The organism is Cupriavidus sp. OTU4054, from assembly GCF_038440175.1.
In the GTDB taxonomy this organism is placed as follows: domain Bacteria; phylum Pseudomonadota; class Gammaproteobacteria; order Burkholderiales; family Burkholderiaceae; genus Cupriavidus; species Cupriavidus pauculus_D.
Genome location: NZ_JASATF010000006.1, coordinates 165,320 through 186,644 on the forward strand (window position 1 = coordinate 165,320; position 21,325 = coordinate 186,644).

The 21,325-nt window shown below is 66.8% G+C and carries 17 protein-coding genes; 10 read left to right on the forward strand and 7 right to left on the reverse strand.

The genetic code is table 11. The annotated features are described in order from the left end of the window. Positions 1-116: 116 nt before the first annotated feature. A complete protein-coding gene (locus AAHB16_RS10100) occupies positions 117-1,040 on the reverse strand; it encodes a LysR family transcriptional regulator (RefSeq protein ID WP_150374976.1) in 924 nt (307 codons plus the stop codon). A 141-nt stretch (positions 1,041-1,181) separates the two neighbouring features. On the opposite strand from AAHB16_RS10100, the gene AAHB16_RS10105 reads away from it, so the two are divergent. The 3 genes from AAHB16_RS10105 to AAHB16_RS10115 are packed head-to-tail and all read left to right on the forward strand — an operon-like array spanning position 1,182 to position 3,718. Beyond that, the gene (locus AAHB16_RS10105) at positions 1,182-2,486 is read left to right on the forward strand and encodes an MFS transporter (protein ID WP_150374977.1); all 1,305 of its coding nucleotides are present in this window, start codon (positions 1,182-1,184) and stop codon (positions 2,484-2,486) included. A gap of 27 nt (positions 2,487-2,513) precedes the next feature. Beyond that, positions 2,514-3,266, forward strand: a complete 753-nt coding sequence (locus AAHB16_RS10110) for a creatininase family protein (protein ID WP_342050769.1) — start codon at positions 2,514-2,516, stop codon at positions 3,264-3,266. Then, entirely contained in the window at positions 3,263-3,718 is a 456-nt protein-coding gene (locus tag AAHB16_RS10115; protein WP_150374979.1) for a RidA family protein, read from the forward strand. The genes AAHB16_RS10110 and AAHB16_RS10115 overlap by 4 nt, the downstream gene beginning before the upstream one ends. Before the next feature lie 10 nt (positions 3,719-3,728). Here the strand turns inward: AAHB16_RS10115 and AAHB16_RS10120 are convergent, their stop codons facing one another. From AAHB16_RS10120 to AAHB16_RS10135, 4 genes are all read right to left on the reverse strand, one after another. Then, positions 3,729-4,733 (reverse strand): sensor domain-containing diguanylate cyclase, encoded by a 1,005-nt coding sequence (locus AAHB16_RS10120; RefSeq protein ID WP_150374980.1) that lies wholly within the window; start codon positions 4,731-4,733, stop codon positions 3,729-3,731. Between the two features lie 75 nt (positions 4,734-4,808). Beyond that, a complete protein-coding gene (locus tag AAHB16_RS10125) occupies positions 4,809-5,480 on the reverse strand; it encodes a hypothetical protein (protein WP_342050770.1) in 672 nt (223 codons plus the stop codon). Beyond that, positions 5,477-8,041 carry a fimbria/pilus outer membrane usher protein gene (locus AAHB16_RS10130; protein WP_342050771.1) on the reverse strand — a complete coding sequence of 855 codons (2,565 nt, stop codon included), beginning with the start codon at positions 8,039-8,041 and terminating at the stop codon, positions 5,477-5,479. Before AAHB16_RS10130 ends, AAHB16_RS10125 begins: the two co-directional genes overlap by 4 nt. A gap of 17 nt (positions 8,042-8,058) precedes the next feature. Next, on the reverse strand, positions 8,059-8,808 hold the full coding sequence (locus AAHB16_RS10135; RefSeq protein WP_342050772.1) for a fimbria/pilus chaperone family protein: 750 nt from the start codon (positions 8,806-8,808) through the stop codon (positions 8,059-8,061). A gap of 354 nt (positions 8,809-9,162) precedes the next feature. On the opposite strand from AAHB16_RS10135, the gene AAHB16_RS10140 reads away from it, so the two are divergent. The 6 genes from AAHB16_RS10140 (at position 9,163) to AAHB16_RS10165 (ending at position 17,938) form a co-directional block, all read left to right on the forward strand. Continuing rightward, positions 9,163-9,999 (forward strand): hypothetical protein, encoded by an 837-nt coding sequence (locus AAHB16_RS10140; RefSeq protein WP_150374984.1) that lies wholly within the window; start codon positions 9,163-9,165, stop codon positions 9,997-9,999. A 512-nt stretch (positions 10,000-10,511) separates the two neighbouring features. Next, entirely contained in the window at positions 10,512-11,159 is a 648-nt protein-coding gene (locus AAHB16_RS10145; protein WP_150374985.1) for a response regulator transcription factor, read from the forward strand. Between the two features lie 8 nt (positions 11,160-11,167). Then, positions 11,168-14,734: an ATP-binding protein gene (locus AAHB16_RS10150; protein ID WP_150374986.1), complete on the forward strand. Its 3,567-nt coding sequence runs from the start codon at positions 11,168-11,170 to the stop codon at positions 14,732-14,734. Between the two features lie 190 nt (positions 14,735-14,924). Then, positions 14,925-16,349, forward strand: a complete 1,425-nt coding sequence (locus tag AAHB16_RS10155; RefSeq protein ID WP_150374987.1) for an MFS transporter — start codon at positions 14,925-14,927, stop codon at positions 16,347-16,349. 11 nt (positions 16,350-16,360) lie between these two features. Then, positions 16,361-16,948 carry a hydrolase gene (locus tag AAHB16_RS10160; RefSeq protein WP_150374988.1) on the forward strand — a complete coding sequence of 196 codons (588 nt, stop codon included), beginning with the start codon at positions 16,361-16,363 and terminating at the stop codon, positions 16,946-16,948. Positions 16,949-17,089: 141 nt separating this feature from the next. Beyond that, positions 17,090-17,938, forward strand: coding sequence for a PIG-L deacetylase family protein (locus AAHB16_RS10165; protein ID WP_342050773.1), 849 nt, complete (start codon positions 17,090-17,092; stop codon positions 17,936-17,938). A gap of 17 nt (positions 17,939-17,955) precedes the next feature. Here AAHB16_RS10165 and AAHB16_RS10170 read toward each other — a convergent pair whose 3' ends face one another. Further along, positions 17,956-19,215 (reverse strand): amidase, encoded by a 1,260-nt coding sequence (locus tag AAHB16_RS10170; protein ID WP_342050774.1) that lies wholly within the window; start codon positions 19,213-19,215, stop codon positions 17,956-17,958. A gap of 11 nt (positions 19,216-19,226) precedes the next feature. Beyond that, positions 19,227-20,222, reverse strand: a complete 996-nt coding sequence (locus tag AAHB16_RS10175; protein ID WP_150374991.1) for a Bug family tripartite tricarboxylate transporter substrate binding protein — start codon at positions 20,220-20,222, stop codon at positions 19,227-19,229. 115 nt (positions 20,223-20,337) lie between these two features. Between AAHB16_RS10175 and AAHB16_RS10180 the strand changes: the two genes are divergently transcribed. Further along, a complete protein-coding gene (locus tag AAHB16_RS10180; RefSeq protein WP_150374992.1) occupies positions 20,338-21,228 on the forward strand; it encodes a LysR family transcriptional regulator in 891 nt (296 codons plus the stop codon). The last annotated feature ends 97 nt before the right edge of the window (positions 21,229-21,325 follow it).

The window sequence follows — 21,325 nt, forward strand, 5'->3', positions numbered from 1 at the left end:
AGACGCCGCGCGGGCACTCCGGCCCCACAGCCGTGCATACGATCATCGCGAACGATTCGGCGGCAGCACCATGACGGTGCAAGCCCGGAGCCCGGCACCCTTGCGGGGCATCGACATCACGGCTTCCGGTCGCCGGCAAACATCGGCATATGCCGCAGCAGATGATCGAGCAGCTCCAGCGCCGCCGCCGGCAGCGGCCTGCCTTCCTTGACCAGCAGCCGCGCGTGGACGCCCTGAAACAGCGGGTGGGCAATCGGCACCACCGCGAGCGTCCCCGCGGCAATCTCCCTGTATGCAGCAAACGCGCCAATCAGCGTGACGAAGTTCTCGTAGGCGACGAACTGCTTGAGCGCGGTCAGCGAGTTGGTGACGAGCGTCGCGCGGATCTTCACGTTCTCGGCGAACTCCACCATCTTGGCCGCATGCCCGATACCGAACGAGGACGGCATCAGCGCGAGCGGATAGTCGAGCAGGTCCGCGATCCGCGCGCTGCCGCCGCGCGTCACGAGCGGATGATCGGGCCGCGCCAGCAGCACCACCGGCTGCGGCGAGCTCGCCCGGTAGACGATATTCGCGTGCGGCGGCGGGTTGTAGGCCAGTCCGATATGCGCGCGACTCTCCGCCACCTCGCCCAGCACATCATCGACGGGCAGGATCTGCATGTCGATATCGAGATTCGGGTACTGCGCGCAGAACGGCGCCAGCACCTGGTTCACGAGCGGATCGACGAACCCCTCGCTGATCGCGAGCGTCACCCGCCCTTGCTGAAGCCCCTTGAGCGCGTGCAGCTGGTCCTCGAGCTTTTCCTGATGAGACCGGTATCCCTGCCAGAACTCCAGCAGATGCAGCGCCGCCTCGGTCGGCCGCACGCCGCGCGGCAGCCGCTCGAACAATGTGACGTCGAGTTCATCTTCGAGCAGCTTGACCTGCCGCGTGATCACCGACGGCGAGGTATTGAGCGCATCGGCCGCCCCGCGAATGGTGCCGTGCACGAGTACCTCGCGGAAGTACCGCAGCCGTTGTTGGTTGATTTCCCGCATCCCCGCCCCTCCCTGTCTGCCCGCCAAGATACCGCAATTCCGGCCTGCGTTGCTCAAATCAGAACGATCCGTGAACTTAGTTGCTCTTGGTAGTCATCCAACCGTTTGCCATGATCGACAGCACACCCACAGGAGACAGGCATGCTGGCAATTTCGACCACGGGGGTCGTCGACGAGATTTCGGCGCTCTACCGGAAAATCAACTTCCGGCTGCTGCCGTTCCTGCTGGTCTGTTACCTGTTCGCGTATCTGGACCGCGTGAACGTCGGTTTCGCCAAGCTGCAGATGCAGAGCGACCTCGGGTTCTCCGACGCGGCCTACGGCGTGGGCGCGGGCATCTTCTTTATCGGCTACGTGCTGTTCGAGATCCCGAGCAACCTCATGCTGCCGCGCATCGGGGCGCGCAAGACCTTCAGCCGCATCCTCGTGCTCTGGGGCATCACCTCGGCCTGCATGCTGTTCGTGCGCGACGTGCCCACGTTCTACGCCATGCGCTTCCTGCTCGGCGTGTTCGAAGCGGGCTTCGCGCCCGGCATGATCTATTACCTGTCGTGCTGGTACGGCCCGCAGCGCATGGCGCGCGCCATCGCCATCGTGTTCCTGGCGGGCCCCATCGGCGGCATCGTCGGCGCGCCCGCCTCCGCATGGCTGATGACCACGCTCGCCGGCACCGGCAATCTGGCCGGCTGGCAATGGATGTTCCTCGTCGAAGGCTTGCCCTGCATCCTGCTCGGCATTGCCGCGCTGCGCCTCATTCCGAATCGCCCGGCCGACGCCAAATGGCTGACCGACCGCGAGCGCGTGCTGCTGGAGTCCGAACTCGGCACGCATGCGGCGCACAGCCACTCGTTCCTCGCCGTGGCCAAGGACATGCGCGTGTACGTCCTCGCGTTCGCATACTTCTGCATCATCGCGGCCATCTATGCCATCAGCTTCTGGCTGCCGACCATCATCAAGGCGCAGGGCGTCACGGACCTCGTGCAACTGGGCTGGTACGCGGCCATTCCCTATATCGCCGCCGCTTTCGGCATGTACTACATGGGCCGCCGTTCGGACCGGCTCGGCGAACGCCGCTTCCACTGCGCGCTGCCCGCGCTGGGCGCCGGCGTCATCCTCGCCTGCACGACCCTCGCGGACGGCCACCTCTACCTGTCGCTCGCGCTGCTGACCGTGGCTACCATGGGGCTGTGGATGGCCTACACCGTGTTCTGGGCCATGCCGCCCGAGTACATCAAGGGCCCGGCCGCCGCGGGCGGCATCGCACTGATCAACACGATCGGCCTGTCCGGCGGTTTCTGGGGTCCCGCGATGATCGGCTGGGCCAAGACCGCCACCGGCAACCTGCATCTCGGCGTGCTGATGATGGCCGTCCTGCCCGTTGTCGCCGCGCTGATCGTGTTCGCCAACAAACTCCCGAAGACGACGACCGTCGCCACCCCCCAATAAAGCTATCCGCGCAACAAGGAGCAACCCATGCTGTTATCTTTTTCGACCTGGCCCGAGATCGAGGCCTACCTCAAGCGCAGCCGCACGGTGGTCGTGCCGATCGGCTCCAACGAGCAGCACGGCCCCACCGGCCTGCTCGGCACCGACTGGCTGTGCCCCGAGATCATCGCGCGCGAAGCGGAAAAGAACGCCGATATCCTGGTCGCGCCCACGTTCAATATCGGCATGGCCCAGCATCATCTGGGCTTCCCGGGCACCATCTCGCTGCGTCCAAGCACCTTCGTCGCCGCGATCACGGACTGGATCCGCTCGCTGTCCGTGCACGGCTTCGAGAAGATCCTGTTCCTGAACGGCCACGGCGGCAATATCGCCTCGATCGAAGCCGCATTCTCCGAGATCTATGCCGAATCGAGCTTCGCAAGGCGCGATGCCGGCTTTGCGCTGAAGCTCGTGAACTGGTGGGACCTCGAAGGCGTGGGCGACCTCGCGCGCGAGCAGTTCCCCGAAGGCCACGGCTCCCATGCCACGCCGTCGGAGATCGCCGTCACGCAGTGGGCGTTCCCGGAACTGAAGAAGACCGCGGAATTCTCGCCTCCCATCGCGCCGAACGGTCCCATCCGCGAAGCCCGCGACTTCCGCGCGCGCTTTCCCGATGGCCGCATCGGCTCCAACCCCGCACTGGCGACACCCGAAAAAGGCGGCGCACTGGTCGAACTGGCCGCGCGCAGCCTTGTGAAGGAACTCGATGGATTCAGCAGCGAACGGAAACCTCAAGCATGAACGTCTACGACAAGCTGGCCAAACTCGGCATCGAATTGCCCGCCGCCGCCGCGCCCGCCGCGGCCTATGTGATGAGCGCCCAGACAGGCAACGTGGTGTACCTGTCCGGCCATATCGCCAAGCGCGATGGCGCCGTATGGGCAGGCAAGCTCGGCGCGACCATGACCACCGAGGAAGGCAAGACCGCCGCGCGCCGCGTCGCGATCGACCTGCTCGCCACGCTGCATACGCATCTTGGCGACCTCAACCGCGTCACGCGCATCGTCAAGGTCATGAGCCTCGTCAATTCCACGCCGGACTACACCGAGCAGCACCTCGTCACCAACGGGGCATCGGAACTGCTGGCGGAAGTCTTTGGCGAGCGCGGCCGCCACGCGCGTTCCGCGTTCGGTGTCGCGCAGATTCCGCTCGGTGCCTGCGTGGAGATCGAGGCCTGCGTGGAGGTTTCCTGACGTCCCCGGCCTAGGCCGCCGAGGACCGGCCGCGCGACGATGGCGATGCGCGCCGGCGCTTGCGCTGGGCCTTCTGCGCATACATCGCGCCGTCGGCCTCGGCCATCAGGTCCTGCACGTTCATATGACGTGCCGGGTCGAACGCGATGACCCCGGCGCAATAATCGAGCGCATAGGCGCGCGTATTGCCGCCGTTCCACGTCTCGACATGGGTGCGCAACCGCACGAGCGCATCGCCGGCGCCGTCGGAATCGGTATTGGTCAGCAGCACCGCGAACTCGTCGCCCCCCATGCGCGCGACGAGGTCCGAGTCGCGGAACGCCGTGCGCAGCGCCTGGCCGAACGCGGCCAGCGCGCGATCTCCCTCGGCATGGCCGAAGCGGTCGTTGATCGCCTTGAAGCCGTTCATGTCCATGTAGACGAGCGTCGCCGGCCGCAGAAAGCGCCGGCACATATCGAGCGCGTGCTGGGCCAGCATGGCAAATCCGCGCCGGTTGGAGAGTGCCGTCAGTTCATCGATGGTGGCCATCTGCACCGCGGCCAGTTCGCGCTCGGCCATGTCGGCGAGGTCATGCAGCAGCGCCATCTCCTCGGCATCGAGCGTGCGCGGCCGACGATCGATCAGGCACAGCGTGCCGAGCTTGGCGCCATTGGGCGCCGCCAGCGGCCGCCCCGCATAGAAGCGGATATGGGGGTCGCCCGTGACAAGCGGGTTGTCGTGAAAGCGGAGGTCGAGCGTGGCATCGGGAATCAGCAACACGTCGTCGCTGCAGATTGCATGCCCGCAAAACGATGTACTGCGTGGCGCCTCCCTGATATCGAGGCCCTGGCAGGACTTGAACCACTGTCTGTTTTCGTCGACGAGGCTGACCAGCGCGATCGGGATATCAAACAGGCGTTTGGCAAGACGCGTCAGCCGATCGAACCGCTCCTCGGCAGAGGTGTCGAGCACGTTGAGCGCGCGCAGCGTGGCCACGCGCGCCATGTCGTCCGGCAGTTTCGGGGGCACTTGCATCGGCAGCTTCCATGGGGCACGACGATGCGAACCATTCTAAGCAAAATGCCCGATCCGTACCATCGGGCCCGCCCCTCATCGCCAGAGCACCTCGAACGCGCCATTGGACTGGAGCGGCGTAGGCGATGCCACCTGACTGTTGCCGCGCGGCACCGAGGGATCGATCTCCACGGTCGCCGAGAAGCGCATGCCCTGCGCCGGACGGCCATCGATCACGGGGACGATCGCCTGGCCCGGCATGAAGCGCGCCGAACTGCCGAGCGTCGCGGGCAGCGTACCCGCGGCGGTCGCGTTGCCAAGCTGCACGGGCTGGCCATCGATCTGCGCCTCGGACATCAGCAGCGCGACCTTGCCGCTCTTGCCGCCAACGTTGCCAAACACGTAGTCGCCCCCCGCGGACGGCGCCCGGAACACGATGCCGAGCATCGATGCCTTGGTGCAGGTCACGTTCATCGTCATGCGCCGCTTGCCCAGCGACAGCTCGGTACCGCCATTGCTGGACTCCAGCCGATAGCGCGTCATCGCGCCGTACTCGACGCCGCCTTCGCTGAGCATCAGCTGGCAACGCTCCGCCGGCGGTGCCGAGACCATCGGCGCGGCTGGCGCGGCCGGGCCCGCGGGGCGCGGCGCCTGCGGCCCCTGGGGGGCCTGCGCCATCGCCACACCCGTCGCGGTCAGGGCCGCAACGGCGAGCAGGCGTGCCGTCATCGCCCGCATGGCAGCGAGCATCGTGTCATCTCGCGTCATTTGCGCGCTCCTTCCGTTGACGCGGCCAGCGGCACGCAACGTGCCTCCACCTCGTCGAAATAGGCATCCAGGTCCTGCGCCACGGGCACCGTAAATTCCAGCGCGCAGGCATTCCCCGACTGATCCACCGCTCGCAGGCCGGCACCGACGCTCGAATTCGAGAGGAAGATCGTGCCGTCGTTGAGCACCGTCGTGACGAAGTTGCCGCCGGCATCGGTCACCGTCGCATTGCGCGGCAGCGGATTGCCCGCCGCGTCGACCGTGCGCAGCAGCAGGCGGCGGACCTTGACGACATCGAAGTTCACGTAGCTCACGGACCCGCGGCCCGGATTGATCTGCATGAACGCATTGCCGATGTCGACATTGCGCGGCAGCGATCTCGTGGCCACCTCCAGCCGCGACTGCGCGTACGCGGGCGCGGTCGAGATGACCGCGCGGCCCCAGGCATCGGTCCATACCGGACCCTGCGGGGTCGAGATCTTGACGCCCGACAGATCGCTGCCGAGCGAGGCGACGCCGAACGTATCGCTGATGGGGTACGGCGCGAACGTGACGCCGTGCTTGTGCGCGAGCACGCCGCCGCTGAGTTCCGCGTTGTACGAGGTGCTGCTGGAACCGTACTGCGCCACGCCGACATTGGCACGCGTGTAGTACGGCGTGATCGACGCATTCGCCGAGGCCGACGCACTGCCCTCGCCCGGCCGCGTCTCGGCGTTGAGGCTGTAGTTGAAGACGTCGTTGACCACCTCGTTGTACGTGGCGCCGAGTCGCGTCGAACCGTCGACGCGATTGACGTATCCGCGCACGCTGCGCCTGCCGAGCGGCACCGACAGGCTGAGGTAGACGGAGTTGCCGTTGTTGGCCGAATTGCCGCCGATGCCCTTCTCCACGCTGAGGGACACCGTCGCATACTTGAACGTCTTGCCCCACGAGCCCGTCACGCGCTGCGTGGCGCTACCGACGAACAGCGTGGACCGGCTGTAGTTCAGGGAGAACGCGCCGAGCACTTCGTGGCTCCATGCCACGCCGCCCGTGTACTGCCCGCGATAGTGGCTGTTGACCCAGTCGTTCGTCGTGTCCTGCGTGGTATCGGTGATCGACCGGTAGCCAGGCGTCTGCTGCGTCGCGGTGACGTTGACCGAGAACGACGCGTTCAGCTGCGTGGACAGCGATCCCGTCAGCTGCGCGCCCCGGTTGGACTCGCGCGTGGCGTTGGAGAAAATGCCGCGCAGGCTCGCATTGGTATTGCCGAAGAGCCGCGCATCGACACCCGCCGCGGCGGCCTGGTACTGGGTGCCCACCATCACGCCGCCGGTCAGTCCCGCGTTCCGGCCGAGTTGCCACGTACCGGTACCGGTCGCCATCCACGGTTTGACTGCCGGGTCGTCACCGAGCTGCCGCAGCTTGCCGGCCGCGAACGCATAGCCGGGCGTGACGCCGAGCGTGCCGCCGCCAAGCTGCGCCGCCGGCACCACGAAGCGGCGGGACGCGCCCGTCGCCTCGATCACCGTGACCTCGAGGTCGTTGCTGCCGTTCAGCAGCGGGATATTCGTCAGCGTAAATGGACCCGGTGGCACGACTGTCGTGTAGATCACCGCGCCGGCCTGGCGCACTTCCACGCGCGCCTGCGTCTGCGCGATGCCCTCGACCGCGGTGCCGGGATTGGCGGGTCGGCGCAGTGCCATCTCGGGCATCCATTGCGCGCCGTAGATGGCCGGCCCCGGGAAGATGGAGTTGGCGACATTGATCTCGCCGCCCTGGAACACCGCCTGCTGGCTGACGAACGTGCGCTGCGCATACGCGTACAGATGCGAGAACGTCGACGTGGTGCCGTCGTTGCTGTACATGTTGCGGTTGCGCACGATCCAGTCGCCCATGTTGAAGCCGAACTCGGTGGCGGCCGAATAGTACTTCGAACTGCCGCCGGCGAACGTATTGCCGACCGCCAGCAGATCGTAGTTGAGCAACGCGGCCGTGCCGCCGCTCGTGTAGTCGGCCTGTGCCTGCGCATCGGGCACCAGCGCGTCGGTCGGAACGAGCAGTTCGACGAGCGCGGCATTGGGCTTGAGCGTGACCACCGTCTGCGGATAGGCCTCGCGGAAGCCAAGGCACTGGCCGCCCTGCGCCGCCGCGTCGAGCGCGGGCCGGCCCGCGTCGGCCCGCGCGTCCTGTGTGAGGGGCGCCTGCGCATCGCTCGGCAAACGCAGCCCCGCGCGCGTCAGGAAGCGGCGATCGAAACAGAGTTGCCCCTTTTCGTCGAAGCGCGCCATCGCGGCGCCCTTGCGCTGGCCGTTGACGCTGAGCGTTACCGCCGTCATGCCTGGCGTGAATCTGGCCTGCTGCATGAAGTACTCCGCCACCTTCGGATCGATACCGCGCGACTTCATCATCTCGAGGTCGAACTGCGTCTCCGCGGCCGGGGCCGCGGGCGAGGTGGGTGGGGAAGATTCAGGCTCGGCGGCCCGGGCGGGCTGGATGCCGCCGAGCGCCAGGACGGCCAGCGCGATCGCGGAAAGCGCGGGTACGGTGGCGCGACGCGCCACCCTCGAAGAACGATGCATGACAGGCTCCAACACGACTACTTGGCGGCCTGTGCGGAAGTCAGCGGTGCGTCATAGCTCTCCACTGCAAACCCATACAACGTCGCGGGAAACAGCCGCAGGCTGGCGGCCGCCGCGGGCGCCACCTTCGGCGCGTCCTTCGGACCGTCCTTGAGGCCGCCCTTCAGATCGACCTTGACGGTGGTCTTCGGCAGCACGTAAGGGCGGGGCAGTTCGGCGGTCTGGCCGCCGGGCTGGAACTGCACGTTCTGCGCAAGGCGCACGACATACGGGCTGTCGTTCGTCACGACCAGCTCGCCGCCGGTCACCGAGACCTTGAGCAGCTTCCAGGGTTCGCGTTCCAGCGGCAGGCCCCTGGGATGAATGACCAGCGGCAGGTCCTGGCGCACGGTCATCGTCACGCGCGCCTCGCCGGGCTTGGTTTCCTTGGGCGGAATGCCTTCGAAGACGGCGCGCGCCAGCCGCTCGGTCTTGAGCGGCGTCTTGGTACGCAACAGGAAGCGCACGACCTGCGTCTCGTTGGCTTCCACGCGCGCCACCGGCGGCGTGACCACGACCAGGTCTTCCGTGTCTTCCTCGATGTGGTTGATCGACGAGTGGAGGAGCTGCGGCACCGCGTCGCTGTTCTTGACGTTCATCGTCGTCTCGCCGTCGGCCTCGTTGAGCAGCACGACCGACGTCTCGGGAACCATGCCGGTGGCGAGCACCGAGGTGGAAAGACCCGCAAGGAGCGCGGCCCCCGCCGCGGCAACGCGGCATCGAAACATAGGAGTTCTCATCATGTTCTTCCTGTTGGATCGCCACGCGACTGTATTTGCGTGGCCATTTACTCAAAACCTAGCGATTTTCCACAACCAGATCACACTCTTAAATAGCAATATCTTTAAATTTCATTCTCACTCCTCCAAACGGGACCTCATTCGAATACTAGGAAACAACATCACGCTTTGTTTCTTTTAGATAAATTCCGATGGACCATAAATACGTCTCGCCTTAGTGTCGCCTTTCACACAACGACGAGATCTCAAATGCCAGGGAAGATCACCAAAGGAATGGAGGCAGAACTAGCTCGGCAAACCGTCATTCACACGGCACAGGCCGAGGCTGTGGCGCTGAACGCCATGTACCGCGACACCCTCGCGACGTTTCTCGCCACGCCGCACGCAGTGCCGTTACCGCGTGCGGCGCGTGCCATGTACTGGCTCGGCCGGCTGCGCCAATGGCGGGCCATCGACCTCAGCGGCGGCGAAACGCTGCCGGCGACGAACTGGCTGTCGCTGCAGCTAGGCGTTGTGGAAGGGCTTGCCGGCACGCATGCGCTCGCGCTTCACAAGGAGCAGTGGAGCGGACCCTGCCGGCGGCAGGTGTACGAGCGCGACATGGCGCTGCAGATCGCCATGCTGCTGGCGCTCGACTGGTCCGAACTGGCGGCGTTCGCGCTGGAATCCTGGTTCGAGGCCGATGGCGAGCTGTCCGGCACCCACCAGATTGGCGGCATGGCCGGCATGATCGTGGGCATTGCCGGCGAGGGACTTGGCATCCCGGTGCCGCCATCCACGTTTCAGAAAGCCGACGTGGCGCTTGCGCAGGCGCGCGAGCGCTGGCGGATGGACGAAAGCACGTTCGCCGCGACGATGCTGCAACTCGCGGAGCGGCGTATCCGGCAATGCCGCCTCGACTCGGGCGCGAACCTGTTCGACTTCGACCATCCCGTCGAACAGGCCATCCCGGTGGAGTTGCTGATGCTGATGCGCCTGCGCGGCGCCAAGACGGTTCCGCCATGGCTCGCGACCCACCCCGTGATGCAACACCCCGCTGCCGAGCTCGTGCATCCGGGCGCACCCGCGCAGTCGCAGCGATGCATGCAGTTCATGGAGCGTGTGATGCGCCTGCTGCCGCAGTACGGCGGGCTGCCACAGGCGCTGCTGCGGCAGGCGGAACGGCTCCAGACCGCCTGAGTGCCGGCCGGCGCTGGCGCCAATGGTCGTTCCCGAGCGGCATCGATAAGGGTGTCGGCTTGACGCTTGACATACGGGGCTGGGCATACGGGGCTGGGTATACGTGGCGGGACATACGTAGCGGGACATATGGGCTTACCTACCGCAGGCACGGAGCAGCCCGGGGGACACATCATCCTTCGGGCTGTTCCGTCCTGGGGCCCGAGTTTGCCGAAACCCGCCCGAAACTTAAATCGTTGCTTAGCGAAATTTAATTCTCCCGACATCACTCGATTTCTCTGATTTCGTAGAAATACTATTTCGCAATCTGATTATCACAAACACAATGACTGACTTTAGCGCATTGTCTCTTCGTCATCACAGACGCCTCTTACCTCTCTCCGATTTCCACATTCGCATGCCATTCAGACTGAGTCAGTAGATTCCTTGTATTCCTTATTCTCTTAGACGCATTAAACTTTAACGAGCGATTGCCACGAGCACGCTGCGTGACAGCGGAAAGGAATTTCAGGATGCCGGCGAAAACCCTCCGTGTGGCCTTGGCCGACGATCATCCCCTGGTAGTGGTTGCGTTGCGCGACTGCCTGCATCGAACGCCGGGATTTCAGGTGACGTGCGAATGCACGAATGGCAGCGAGCTGATTGCGGCGCTGGCCCAGAACCCGGTCGATGTCGCCGTGACCGATTTCAGCATGGGCCACGGCGACACCTCGCTGGATGGCTTCAATCTGCTGCGCCGGCTGGCGCGGCGCTACCCCGAGACGCGCATCGTCGTGGTCAGCGCGCAGATCAACCCCGGCGTGGTCACGCGGGCGATGAAACTCGGCGTGCGCGCGTTCGTCAGCAAGGAGGACGAACTCGACGAGATCGTGCGCGCATGCGTGCACGTCACGGTCAGCAATGGGCACTTCTATTCGCCATCGATCCGCGCGGTCCTCGACAGCGCCGCGGCGATGACCGCGCCCGCTACGGATCTGACACTGCGCGAGCTCGAGGTCGTGCGTCTCTATGCGCAGGGCTTCCAGCTCAACGAGATCGCGAGCAAGCTCGGGCGCTCGGTCAGTACGATCTCGAGCCAGAAGACCGTGGCCATGCGCAAGCTCAGCGTTCAGACCAACACGGACCTGATCCGCTACGCGTATGAGAACGGGCTGATCTGACGCACGCCATGCAGCAGATTCTCGACCGCACCGAGCAGGCGCTCGCGCAGGCTTTCGAGGCCCTGGCGCAAAACGCCCGGCGCCAGCGGAACCTGTACTACGCGACCATCGGCCTGCTGATCGCGATCGTGCTGGTCTCGGCGACCCTGCTCGCGGGCCTGGCCGCCGCGCGGCACCTCGACGACCGGCGTAGCCTCGTGGGCCAGCATGTCGCCGCGATCTCGCTCATGCTGCAGGGCGAGGTGTCGTTCCTGCGGCGCACGGACCTGACCGTGCGGTACAACCGCGAGACCCCCGCGCGGCAGCCCGCCGATGCCGAGATCGTGCGGCAGGTGCAGCAGACCGGCATCGGCGAGGCACTGGACCCCGGATACGCGGTGCTCGTGCCACCCGCCACGCGCGCGGCATGGGGCAGCGCCCTGCCCGAGCGGCTCGCGCAACTGCAGCAGATCGCCACTGCCGCGATCACGACGCAGCAGGCCTTCGAACTCGATCATCGCGCCTATATCGTCGACGTGCAGGCCGAGTATGCGATCGTCATCGCGCGCGATCACCCCAGCCATGGCCATTCCACGCTGCTCGCCGCGACGCTCGCGACCGATATTCGCGACCGCCTCGGGGAGGCGCTGCGCGCGCGTATCGGGCAACCGGTCCCCCGGCGCAACGAACAGGTCTGGCTGGGGCCGAGCATCGACCCCGTGCTCGGCACGCCCGTCATGACCGTGGTTTCCGCCGTCTATTCGGGCGCATTCGCGACCACGCTGATCGCGGCCGTGATTCCGGTCGAGGAATTTCTGGCGCGGCTGCAGCGCACGAGCCGGATGCAGGACCGCGCCACGCTGCTGCTGCTCAACAGCGCCGAGCAGCCGATCGACGCGTTGCCCGCGATGTCGCAGGCCGAACTCGATCGCATCGTTACCCGGGTACGCCGGGCGCCGCGCGAGAAGTTCGAGATCACGCGCGCCGGCGTCCTGCTGGTGCAGCCGTTGCGCGCGGGGTTCGGCGCCTTCGTCTACTTCGTGCCCGCGGGTGCGCTGATCGCGTCGCTGGCCAGCGATCTGTCCCTCATCGGCGCACTGGCGCTGCTGCTGAGCGCCGCGATCCTGATCACCGCGCGCTACTGGGACATTCATCTGCTCCGGCGGAGCCATGTGGAAGCGACGCGCGCGCTCGAGAACGAAACGATCAATCACGTGCTGGTCAGCACCACGCCGATCGGCCTCTGCATCGTCAGGCTGCACGACGACGCGGTGGTCAAGTCGAACCAGCTGGCCGACACGCTGCTGCGGCTCGGCGAGCCGCCACGGCTGCCCCGGCATATCGTGTCCGCGTTTCCGCCCGGGCCGCTGAACATCAAGGTGGGCCGCCTCGCGGCGACGGCACAGTTCATCGTGCCGGCCGAGCCCGAGCTGCCCCCCGAGGATCGGCGCTTTCTGCAGATCACCTATGCGCCGGTTCGCTATCGCGAGGAGGACGTGCTGTTCTGCGCGATCCAGGATGTCACCGCACAGCAGCAGCTCGAGGAACGGCTGCGGGCCGCGCAGCGCACGGCCGAGAGCATGATGCGCGCGCGCTCCAACTTCTTTGCGGCGATGAGCCACGAGATTCGTACCCCGCTCAACGCGCTGCTCGGCAACCTCGAACTGCTCGCGCGCGCGCCGGGCCTCGATGCGCATGCGTCGCGGCTGCGCGCGCTCGATGTCGCCGCCAGTGGACTGCGCCGCATCGTCAACGATATCCTGGACTTCTCGAAGATCGACGCGGGAGAAATGAAGCTCGTGATGGAGCCGTTTCATCCGATCGAGGATCTCGAGAGCCTGGCGCTGTCGTACTGCCCGATGATCGCGGACAGGCCGGTCCGCTTCTATCCGCTGATCTCGCCTTCGCTGGACACGACGATCGTCGGCGATCGCACGCGCATCATGCAGGTCGTCAACAACCTGCTCAGCAACGCATTCAAGTTCACGTCAAGCGGCAAGGTCACGCTCAGCGCGCGCCTGACAACCGATGCAAAGGACCGCACGGTACTCGTCTGCCAGGTCAAGGATTCCGGCATCGGCATGCCGCCCACGCTGGTGGCGCGCATCTTCCATCCGTTCGTACAGGCCGAGCCGAATACGGCCAGCCGCTATGGCGGCACCGGCCTCGGGCTCTCGATCTGCGCGCGGCTGTGCGAACTGATGGGCGGGCATATTGCCGTCGAAAGCGTGGAGGGCGTCGGGAGCGCCTTCTCCGTGCATGTGCCCGTGGGACTGCGCGAGGGCGATACGGTCGCCAAGGCGCCGCCGCCATCGCGGGGCACGAGCGCGCTGATCGTGAGCCAGGAGAGCGAGACCGGCGGCTATGCGGAGGCATGGCTGCAGGCGCGGGGATGGCGCACGCACGCGGTGCAGTCGATGGCCGCGGCCGAGCGCTTTCTCGACGTCAATCGTCCGCATGTGATGCTGGTATCGGGGGACTACGATCTGCCGGTCGTCTGCGCACTGCGCGCGTATCTGGCACAACGGTCCGAGGGCCATGCCGCCCATATCGTATGGGTCACGCGCGACGGCCCTCCCCACGCCACGCCGCGCGCGAGCGGCATCGTCGAGGTCGGGTCGTTCCATCACCGAGGGGTGATTGCGGCGGTGGAGACGGAGGTGGAAACCGGGGCGCGGACCGCGGGGGAAACTGCGATGGAAAGCGCGGTGGAGACCCACGCGACAACCGAGACGCACGCGACGACCGAGACGACCGAGACGGCCGCGACGGCAGCGCCATTGCCCGCCCTGGCAGCGGCAGGCGTCGCGACCACGGTCCCCGACGCCGTCCGGTCGCTGCGCGTGCTGGTGGCCGAGGACAATCTGCTCAACCAGACGCTGATTGCCGAGCAACTGGCGGTGCTTGGCTGCCGCCCGACCGTCGTGGGCGATGGACGTCAGGCAGTCGAAGCGCTCGAGCGTGGAGACTTCGATATCGTCCTGACCGATATCCATATGCCGGTCATGGACGGCTACGCGTTGCTGGCCGCGTTGCAGGTCACGCATCCGGCGCTGCCCGTGCTTGCATTCAGCGCATTGACGCATGCGGCCGGAGACGCGCCGCAGGGTGCGTCGGCCGATGACGGCAAAGACTGGCGGCAGCGCGGCTTCGCGGGGCATATCGCCAAGCCCGCCTCGCTTGGCGATATCGAGGCGACATTGCGTCGCGTGGCGCCGCGACCCGCTGCACCGGACGTCCCAGCCCCCGGGCTATCCGCCAAGCCGATCGCCTACTACGACGCGTTGCTGCGGACGCAGCTCGATACCGATCTGCCGCAGCTGGCCAGTTGCCGCGAGCGCCGCGATACCGAGGCGCTCTTCCATTGGGCCCATCGCGCGGCTGGAGCCTTCCGCATAGTGGAACAACGCGCGATCGTCGCGATGTGTCGCGAGGTGGAACGGCAGTGCCGGGAGACGGACGTGTGGACGGCCGAGATCGACAAGCGCGCGCAGGCGCTCCACGCGGCCGTCCGCGCCTATCACCAGCGGGGCGCGCCTGCCGCGGCCGCGGGCGAGACTCCGGAATCCGGCCCCGGGGGCCAGGCAGACAAATAGAGACATTCGCTGAGACATTCGACAGCGTGCCAGTTGCGTGGGCGAGCGGATTTGCGGAGTTGGGGCGCGAGGACGATAATGTCGCGGCCGTCACTCGTCCGGCGGTGCAAGATCGCGCCAGACTGACGCGCCGGTTTTTGCTCCGATCCGCTCAGCTCAGCTTCTCGCCCGCCTCGCCCCCCTCGCCCTCATGCAGCCGTATCCAGGCCTACCTAAACCCCAGCGCACCTGGGCCGTCATCACCGTGTTCTGCGGCCTGATCATGGCCGTGCTTGACGGGTCCATCGCCAATATCGCGTTGCCGTCGATTTCGCGCGACCTCAATGCGGACCCTGCGAGCACGATCTGGGTCGTCAATGCCTATCAGCTCACGGTGACCGTATGCCTGCTGCCGCTGTCGTCGCTCGGTGACATCCTCGGTTACAAGCGCGTCTATCGCGCCGGGCTCGCGACGTTCCTTATCGGTTCGCTGCTGTGCGCGGTCTCGGTCAACCTGCCGATGCTGGTGGCCGCGCGCGTGCTCCAGGGCATTGGCGGTGCCGGCATCATGAGCGTGAATACGGCGCTGATTCGCTTTATCTATCCGCCGACGAAGCTCGGCCGCGGTATCGGCCTCAACGCACTGGTCGTGGGCGCGACCATCGCGGTGGGGCCGTCGCTGGGCGCGCTGATCCTGTCGTTCGGCACCTGGCCGTGGCTGTTCGCGATCAATGTGCCGGTGGCGATCTTCGCCCTGGCGCTGAGCAAGCGCGCGCTGCCGCTTACACCGGCCCAGCCGCGCGAATTCGATTACCCGAGCGCGGTGCTTTCGGCGATCGTGTTTGCGCTGTTCATTCTCGGCGTCGATCACCTTGGTCATCCCGCACTGCGTGTGGCCGGCGCGGCCGGCCTCGTGCTCGCGATCGTGCTGGGCTGGGTGCTCGTGCGCCGCCAGCAGGGCAAACCCGCGCCGCTGGTGCCCGTGGATCTGTTCAGAAGCCGCGCGTTCACGCTGGCGGTGGGCACCTCGTTCTGTTCGTTCATGACGCAGATGCTCGCGTTCGTGTCGCTGCCGTTCTACCTCGAATACCAGCTCGGACGCGGCTTGCAGGAAACCGGGCTGCTGATCACGCCCTGGCCGCTGATGGTCGCCGTGATGGCCGCGGTATCGGGCCGGCTGTCCGATCGCTATTCCGCGAGTGTGCTGGCCGGGGTCGGCCTGTTGTGCATGATGGGCGGCCTGCTGAGTCTCGGCCTGATCTCGCATGATGCGGGCAACCTCGATATCGCCTGGCGCACGGGCCTGTGCGGACTGGGCTTCGGCCTCTTCCAGTCGCCGAACAATCGCGCGATGATCTCCGCGACGCCGCGCGAACGGAGCGGCGGTGCGAGCGGCGCGCAGGCGACCACGCGATTGCTTGGCCAGACCACGGGCACGGCCTTCGTGGCACTGCTGTTCAGCATCGACCGGTCGAGCGCGGCACGCAGCGCGTTGTTCGTGGCGGCCACGGTGGCCGCGATCGGCGCGGCAATCAGCCTGAGCCGCCTGCGCGACGAGCGCGGCGGCGGCGGTCCGCGCGACGGCCGCAAACCTTCCGCCGCCGAGGCGGCCATGACCGCGGATGCGGATGCCTGATGGAGGCCCACATGTTGCACAAGCTCGCTCCCCACTCCACCGCGCTGGTACTCATCGACCTGCAGCAGGGCATTCTCGGATTCGGAAAGGCCCCTCGTCCGGGGACCGAGGCGCTCGCGACGGCGGCAACGCTCGCGAAGCGCTTCCGTGAGGTCGGTGCGCCGGTCGTCCTCGTGCGGGTGGGCTGGAGCGCGGATTTCGGCGATGCGCTCCAGCAGCCCGTCGATCAACCCGCGCCGCGCACACCGGGCGGCCTGCCGGCGGACTGGTGGACGCAGCCGGCCGTGCTCGAAGTCAGCGAGCGGGATATCCAGATCGTCAAGCGGCAGTGGAACGCGTTCCATGGCACCGAGCTCGACCTGCAACTGCGCCGTCGCGGCGTCGACACGATCGTGCTCGCGGGAATCTCGACCAATATCGGCGTGGAATCGACGGCGCGTGCCGCTTACGAGCATGGCTACACGCTGGTACTGGCCGAGGATGCGATGAGCTGCGCCGCGGCCGAGCATCACGATGCGGCCGTGCGCTTCATCTTTCCGCGGATCGGGCTTGTGCGGCAGTCCGCAGAGGTCCTGGCGGCACTGGGAAGCGACCAGTAAAACTTGCAGTGACGCGCGATAGATTTGCATTGCATGGATGCCGCGGCAGGGATGTGCCGCGCCGTGCATGCCGCGGCTGCCTGGCATGGGGATTGCAGCACGAGAGTGCGCAGCCCCTCCACCCCGGCAACCCGAATGAATATGCAAGTCCCAGAATCGCTGACAATCATCTCGCCGCATCTCGACGATGCGGTGTTCAGCTGCGGCGCGCTGATTGCTGCCTGCCGCAACCCGTTGGTCGTCACCGTATTCGCGGGTATCCCGCCCGACGGCGTCGATGCGCCCGACTGGGATCGCGCGGCCGGCTTCCGCACTGCTCAGGCGTCGGTACATGCCCGGCGTCAGGAGGATGCACGGGCGCTGGCGATGCTGGCGGCCGAGCCCGTGTGGCTCGACTTTCTCGATGGCCAGTACGGCAAGCGCTACGACCCCGTCGATATCGCGGTGCGGCTCGGGCGGCTTCTCGCGATGCAGCCGCATGGCACGATCGTCGCGCCGCTGGGCCTGTTCCATTCCGATCATGTGCTGGTGAACGCCGCCTGCATGCTCGTGCGTGAAGCCGTGCATGCCGATGCGCCCGCTGGTGCAGCCGCTCAAGCCGCCGCCCAATCCGCCGCCCAAGCCGCCGCCCAAGCCGCCGCGCACTCCGCCCCTCTGGCGCCGCATAAGGCCCCGCCTGACGATGCCGGAGGCGACCACCCCGTGGCTGCGCCGCCTTCCGTGCAATGGCTGTTCTATGAGGACGCGATCTATCGCCGCATGCCCGGCATGATCCAGAACCGGCTGATGGCTTGGTGGCAGGAAGGCCTGCTTGCCGCCCCCGTGACGCTACCCATCGCACCGTTCCAGACGCAGAAGATGCGCGCGATCGAAGCCTACGAAAGCCAGTTGCCGCTATTCAATGCCGAGCAACTGGCCGACCTCGGCGCGCCCGAGCGATACTGGTCGCTGGGGACACCGGTGGTCGCCACCGCCGCTAGTTCCCGCTAGGCCGCACCCGGTCGCACTCAGTCAGACTCGGCCAGACCGAGCCAGCGCGCCCACGCAAGCAGCGGCAGGTCGCGCGCGGGCGTGGCCACGAGTTGCACGCCAACCGGCAACCCCAGCGGCGTCGTGCCCGTGGGCAGATGCACGCAGGGCCAGCCCAGCAGCGACCAGATGCGATTGAAGATCGACGAGCCCGTGCTGGCAAGCCCCGCCGGCGCTTCGGACGGCGCGCTCGGCGCGAGAATGACGTCGAACGCCGAGAAACGATCCTCCCAGATACGCGCAAGGCGCTCCCGCGCCTGCCGATGCTTCGCGTAATCCGCCGGCGAGATGGCGAGTCCCTTCTCGATCCCCTCGCGCGTCGCCGTCGTGATGTCTGGCGTACGCAGGCCAGCGCCGCGCGCGCCGAAGATGGGCAACATCCCGCGCGCGAACTCGGCGTGCATGATCGCGCCGTGCACGGCGAGAAGTTCGGCCTGCTCGTCGTCGCACGAGGGCTCCACGATCTCGGCGCCGAGCGCGCGCAATTTCGCAACGCCTTGCACGAGCGCGGCATCCGCCGCGGGACTCAGCGTTGCCAGCGCGCGGCTCGGCAGCACCGCGACGCGTGGCGCACGTGTGCCCTGCGTACCGATGGCCACCGATGCGTCGGGACCGAGCAATGCCTGTGCCGTGGCGATGGACTGGTCGAGCGTGCGCGTGAACCAGCCGATCGTGTCGAGCGAATCGCAGAGGACGCGCATGCCGCCGCGATGGATGCGTCCGAAGGTCGGCTTGAAGCCGATGACGCCGCAGAATGCCGCGGGACGAATGATCGAGCCGCCCGTCTGCGTGCCCAATGCCAGCTCGACATGACCCGCGGCCACCGCGGCCGCGGAGCCGCTGGACGAACCGCCGGGCGTATGGTCGAGCCGATGCGGATTGCGCGTCGGACCCGGCGACATGTATGCGAATTCCGCGGTCACCGTCTTGCCAATGGGTACCGCGCCGGCTGCGCGCAGTTGCGCGACGCAGGCCGCATCCCATGGTTGCGGCATGTCGTTGGTCGGCATATTGTTGGTGGCCGTGGCGCCGGAGCGCGTGGGCAGGCCTGCGACGTCGATGACGTCCTTTACGCCGAAGGCGACGCCCGCGAGCGATCCTCCGCCCGTCTCCCCTTTCTGCTCGATATCCCCATCGGACAGGCAGACCCATGCGCGGAGGTCCGCGTCCTGCTCGCGGCTGCGTCGCCGCGCTTCCGGCAGCGACAGGGCCCATGGAGATGTTGCCGCTTGTGCCAACGATGTCTGCGTCATTGAACGGTGATGTTCTGCTTGCGGATCAGCTGCGACCAGCGATCGCTCTCGCTGTTGATGAAGTCACGGAATTCCGAGGGCGAGCCGCCCGCGACCTCGCCGCCCTGCGCTTCCACGATCTTTCGGTAGCCGGGGTCCTTGAGCGCGCGATTGATATGGTCGTTGAGCTTGCGCACGATCTCGGGCGACGTGCCGGCCGGCGCGACGACGCCGAACCAGTTGGACATTACCATGCCCGGAAAGCCCTGTTCCTTGAACGTGGGCACGTTGGGCAGGCTCGGCACGCGGCGCTCGGAAGAGACGGCCAGCAGGCGCAGCCGCGGCGCATCGCCGGTGGCATACGGCATCAGCAGGCTCGGCAGTTCGAGGTAGAAGTCGACGTTGCCGGCCAGCAGGTCGTTCACCGCGGGCGCACCGCCGCGATAGGCGACGTGCGTGGCCTCCCCCTGCGCGACGGTCCGGAACAGCTCGGTGCCGAGGTGGGAGGCGCTGCCCGCGCCCGTGGACGCGTAATTGAGCTTGCTGGGCGTGGCCTTCGACGCCTTGACCAGTGCGTCGAGCGTCTGGTACGGCGACTGCGTGTTCACGCCGAGCACGAGCGGGCCGCGCTCGATCAGCGCGATGGGCGCGAGGTCCCTGATCGGATCGAAGCCGAGCGTGTACAGCGACTTGTTGACCGCCATCGGCGCGAAGTTGCCGAGGCCGATCGTATAGCCGTCGGGCTTTGCCGTCGCGACCTGGCCCGTGCCGATATTGCCGCTGGCGCCGGGCTTGTTGTCCACCACGACGGGCACGCCGAGCGACTTGCCGATCAGCTGCGCAAGCTGGCGCGCGCGGGTATCGGAGCTGCCGCCGGCCGCGTAGGGGACGACGAACTTGATCGGCTGGCTCGGGTAGGCGGGCTGGGCCGCCACGGGCACTGCAAGGCTGCCCGCGAGGGCGCTCAGCGTGGCGCCGAGCAGGCGCCGGCGTCGAGGGTCGATTCGTTTCATGGTGGTGCCCCGTGAAGGGAAAGATCGGTTGAAATATCGTGCTGCGATGGTACGAATCGACCGATTAGGTAGTCCAATACATTATTCTGTCGGGATTGATTTGCTGGGAAACATAATGATCTGGCCCGACAGCAAGCTGCTGGACATGTTCGCCGTGGTGGCCGAGGAGCTCCATTTCGGGCGCGCCGCCCTGCGGCTGCATATCAGCCAGCCGCCGCTGAGCCAGGCGATTCGCCGGCTGGAAACCCTGCTCGAGGTCCGGCTGCTGGAACGCACGACGCGTTCGGTGCGGCTGACGCCGGCCGGCGCCGAGCTCTACCGCCGCGTCCAGCGGCTGCAGGCCGATGCCGGCCTGGCCGTGCAGGCCGTGCGGCAGGCCAGCACCGGCAAGGTGGGCCGGCTCACGATCGGCCTTACGCCGAGCGCCGCTTACACGGATCTGCCGCAGGCGATGTTCGCGTTTCGCCAGCGCTACCCGGGCATCGCGCTGGACCTGCGCGAGATGAACTCGAACGAGATGCCGGACGCGCTGCATGATCGTCGCCTCGACCTCGCCCTGCTGCGTCCGCCATTCGCCGATGCGGACCTCGTGCCGCAGCTCGTGCATACCGAGCCCATGGTGCTGGCCGTGCGGCGCGAACATCCGCTCGCGCGGCGCCGGTCCGTGACGCTCGCGCAGGTGGCGGAGCTGGACCTGATCGGATACTCGCGCGTGTATTCGCGGTACTTCAGCCAGGTGCTGCACCGTATGCTCGCGAGCACGGGCAAGCCGCCGCGCATCGTGCAGGAAAGCATGATTCCGACGATTCTCGCGCTCGTGGAAGCGGGATTCGGCGCGGCCGTGGTACCGGGGTCGCTGTCGCGCATGCGCGCGGATGCGCTCGCCTATCTCGCGCTGCGTGGCGAGGGTCTGATGCAGGCGGAGCTGTATGCCGCGCATCTGCCCGCCAACGGCAATCCGGCCATTGCGCCTTTTCTCGAGATCATCGGCGAGCGGCCTTTCTGAACCACTTCTGAACGACCGTTCTTTCCTGCGCGGGTAAGGATTCGCGCCCGAGCTTAATTGACGTGGGCATCGGGCGTCTCCTATCGTCGTCTCCATA